Annotated in this window: 2 protein-coding genes; both read left to right on the forward strand. The window is 73.0% G+C overall.

Annotated elements, in window-relative coordinates; genetic code table 11:
• Positions 1–271: 271 nt before the first annotated feature.
• Positions 272–2,470 carry an adenylyl cyclase gene (locus ACFWH7_RS17100; RefSeq protein WP_378218194.1) on the forward strand — a complete coding sequence of 733 codons (2,199 nt, stop codon included), beginning with the start codon at positions 272–274 and terminating at the stop codon, positions 2,468–2,470.
• 145 nt (positions 2,471–2,615) lie between these two features.
• On the forward strand, positions 2,616–4,066 hold a 1,451-nt coding region (locus tag ACFWH7_RS17105), incomplete at its 3' end, for a TPM domain-containing protein (protein ID WP_378218197.1).

The raw sequence follows: 4,066 nt of genomic DNA on the forward strand, positions 1-4,066 counted from the left end.
TGTTCTGGGCTACCCAAACCCTAATGTGCCCGGGGTGGACGGGGGGCTTGGTCCTTTCCCGGAACCAGTTTACTTAATACAATTGTTTCTAATCAACCCTTTAGGGCACTATTATTTTATTCAACTCAACGGTTCGTCCCACGATGTGAGAGCGCTCCCAGGAAGTTACTGACAAGACAGTCAGTGGTGCCCTAGGCTCCCGGCATCGGCGCGACGACGCGCCGGCGCCGGCGCGCTGCGCCGGCTCCCCGTTCGAAGGAGAACACCCACCGTGACCCTCTCGACGACCATCCCCGGCGCGGGCACACGCACCCGACGCTCGCGTGCCGCCGGCGCGGGCGTGACGGCGCTCGCCGTGGCCGCGACGGGCGTGGCCCTCGCCGCCCCCGCGACGGCCGAGCCGGCGTCCGACCCCGACCTCGGACCGAACGTCGTCTTCATCGACGACTCGTGGTCCGTGGACCAGATCAACACCTACCTCGCGTCGATCAACGACGAGGCCGAGTTCAGCCAGGACCGGCACGCCGTGTTCTTCGAGCCCGGCGTCTACGGCGACGCGTCCGGCCAGGACGACCCGGCGACGGCGACCGGCATCGTCAACGCGGAGGTCGGTTACTACACCGCGATCGCCGGCCTCGGCGCGCAGCCGGACGACGTGCTCATCAACGGCGCGCTGAGCGTCCAGCCGGTCGTGAGCTGCCCCAACAACCCGTGGAGCTGCCAGGACCCGGGTTCGCTCACGCGCTTCTGGCGCTCGCTGAGCAACGTCGCGATCAACCCGAACCAGCGCCCGGTCGACGAGGACGTGAACCGCCCGTACCCGGCCGGGGTCACGGACCCGCACCAGCTCCGCTTCGCGGTCTCGCAGGCCGCGCCGCTGCGCCGCGTCGACATCCAGGGCGACCTCACGGTGTTCGGGCGCTTCGGCGAGTACGCGAGCGGCGGCTACCTCGCCAACTCGCGCGTGTCCGGCCGCCTCGTGACCGGCTCGCAGCAGCAGTGGTACACGCGCAACTCCGAGGTCGGCACCTGGGACGGCGGCGTGTGGAACATGGTCTTCTCGGGCGTCGAGGGCGCCCCCGCGACCGACTTCGGGCCCAAGCCCGACGGCACCGCGGGCAACAAGACGACGCTCGACACGACCCCGCTGAGCCGGGAGGCGCCGTTCCTCTTCCGCGACGGGGAGGACCTCGCGGTGTTCGTGCCGAACGCGCGGACCGAGACCCGCGGCGTCGACTGGTCGACCGACGCGTCCGCCGGACAGAAGCTCTCGCTCGACACGTTCTTCGTCGCCCACGAGGACGACTCCGCAGCGGAGATCAACGCGGCGCTCGCGACCGGCAAGAACCTCCTGCTCACGCCCGGCGTCTACCACCTCGACGAGGCGATCCGGGTCGAGAACTCGGACACGGTCGTGCTCGGCCTCGGCTACGCGTCCCTCGCCCCGACATCGGGCAACGCGGCCCTGGAGGTCGGCGACGTCGCCGGCGTCAAGGTCGCGGGCATCACGGTCGACGCCGGCCCGGTGGAGTCGGACGTCCTCGTGCGCGTCGGTCCGGCGGACGCGCACGTGGCGGACGCGGCCGACCCGACGACGCTCACCGACGTGTTCGTGCGCATCGGCGGCCCGTGGGTCGGCAAGGCGACGACCAGCATCGAGGTCAACAGCGACCACGTGCTCATGGACCACATCTGGGCGTGGCGCGGTGACCACGGCAACGGCATCGGGTGGGACCAGAACACGGGCGACCACGGCGTCGTCGTGAACAGCGACGACGTCACCGCCACGGGCCTGTTCGTCGAGCACTACCAGAAGAACCAGACGATCTGGAACGGCGAGCGCGGGCGCACCGTGTTCTACCAGAGCGAGATCCCCTACGACCCGCCGAGCCAGGCCGCGTTCATGGACGGCGACCGCAAGGGGTACGCGTCGTACCGGGTGGGCGACCACGTCCGGCGGCACGACGCCGTCGGGCTGGGCGTGTACTCGTTCTTCAACCAGGGCGTCGACGTGCGCGTCGCGAGCGGCATCCAGACGCCGGTCCGCGCGGGCGTGACGTTCCGGTCGATGACGAGCGTCTTCCTCAACGGCTCGGGCGGAATCGACCACGTCGTCAACGACACGGGCGCGCCCGCCGTCGGCTCGTTCGCGTCCCCGCAGGTCGTCGCCTACCCGACCGACCTGCCGGCGGAGCTCGACGTGACCGTCGAGGCGACCACGCGCTGCCTCGCCGGCAAGGCGTACGTCGCCGTCCGTGCGACGAACGCCACCGACGCGCCGCTCGCGATCACCCTCGCGACGCCGTACGGCACCCGCACGGTCGCGTCCGTCGCCCCCGGCGCGAGCGCGTACCAGTCGTTCGCCACGCGCGCGGCCGCGGTGTGGGCCGGCGACGCCGTCGTCAGCGCGAGCTCGGGAGACGTCACGAGCGAGGTCAGCGCACCCTACGCGGAGCTGAGCTGCGGATGACGGACCACACCGGTTGAGCCCCGCGAGGCCCGCCTCCCGTCGGGAGGCGGGCCTCGTCGTCGTCCGAGCCGGACGACGCCGTGCACCCCGCGGGCGGCCCCCGGTACCGATTGCGGGACCCCGGCCCCTGGGAAAGGATCGGCGCGTGAGCACGGCCGAACGTCCTTCGCTCCCCCGCGCCGCCGCGAGCCGCGGCGCCCGCGCGCTCCTCGCCCTCGTCGCGACGGCGCTCGTCGCCCTCGTGACCGGTCTCGCCCTGCTCGTCGTCCCCGCCGGTCCGGCGCACGCCGTCCCCCCGATGGACGTCGCGGGCGAGATCACCGACCCCGACGGCGTGCTCGGTGACCGGACCGACACGGTGCAGGACGCGCTCGACCGCCTCGCGCAGGACACCGACCTGCAGCTCTTCGTCGTGTACGTGCCGAGCTTCGACGGCATGGACGGCGTCGACTGGGCGAACGCCACGGCCAACGCGTCCGGCCTCGGGGTCGACGACCTGCTGCTCGCCGTCGCGACCGAGGACCGGCGCTACGGCCTGTCCTACGACAACAACGTGTCGCTCACCGACGCCGAGCTCGACCGGATCTCCGCCGCGGTCGAGGACGAGCTGCGGGACGACGACTGGGCGGGCGCCGCCGTCGCCGCGACCGAGGTCGCGCGCGGCGCGAGCCAGGGCTCCGGGGGCGTCTCCTGGTTCTGGGTGCTGCTCGGCCTGGGTGCGCTCGTCCTCGTGGTCGTGCTCGTCGTGCGCGCCGTCGCGAAGCGCCGCCGCACCGCGCCCGCCGGGGGCTCCGCGGAGGGTGGGCTCGCGAGCCTGCCCACCGACGAGCTCAACCGGCGCGCGAGCGCCGCGCTCGTCGCGATCGACGACGCCGTGAAGACCTCGGAGCAGGAGCTCGGCTTCGCGCAGGCGCAGTTCGGTCTCGAGGCGACGCAGGAGTTCTCGGCGGCGCTCACCGAGGGCAAGCGCAAGGTCTCGGAGGCGTTCGCACTCCGTCAGCAGCTCGACGACGACCGCCCCGAGACCGAGCCCCAGGCCCGGGACGCGATGGCCCGCATCGTCGCGCTGTGCGACGAGGTCGCGGAGTCGCTCGACGCCCAGTCGCGGACCTTCGACGAGCTGCGCGACCTGCAGGCGCGCGCGCCGCAGGTGCTCGACGAGACCGACCAGCGCGCGAGCGAGGTCCTCGCCCGCATCGAGCCCGCGCGCGCGACGCTCGACGGGCTCGCCCGCACGTACCCGCCGACGTCGCTCGCGTCCGTCGCCCAGAACCCCGACCAGGCGCAGGCGCTCGTCGCGAACGCCCGGGAGTCCGTCGCGCGCGGACGCGAGGCGCTCGCCGGCAAGGACCGCGCGACGGCGGTCGCGCTCGCACGGGCCGCGCAGAACGCCGTCGGGCAGGCCGTCACGCTGCTCGACGCCGTCGACCGCGCGGGCGCGGACCTCGCCGAGTCCGGCCCACGCCTCGACAAGGGACTGGCGTCCATCACCTCCGACATCGCCGACGCCGGCCGGCTCGCGCCCGCGGACCCCGCCGTGGCGCCCGCCCTCGCGGAGGCGCAGGCCGCCGCGGCCGCGGGGAGAGCGGCGGGCGA

The organism is Cellulosimicrobium cellulans (genome assembly GCF_042723955.1).
Taxonomy (GTDB): domain Bacteria; phylum Actinomycetota; class Actinomycetes; order Actinomycetales; family Cellulomonadaceae; genus Cellulosimicrobium; species Cellulosimicrobium cellulans_H.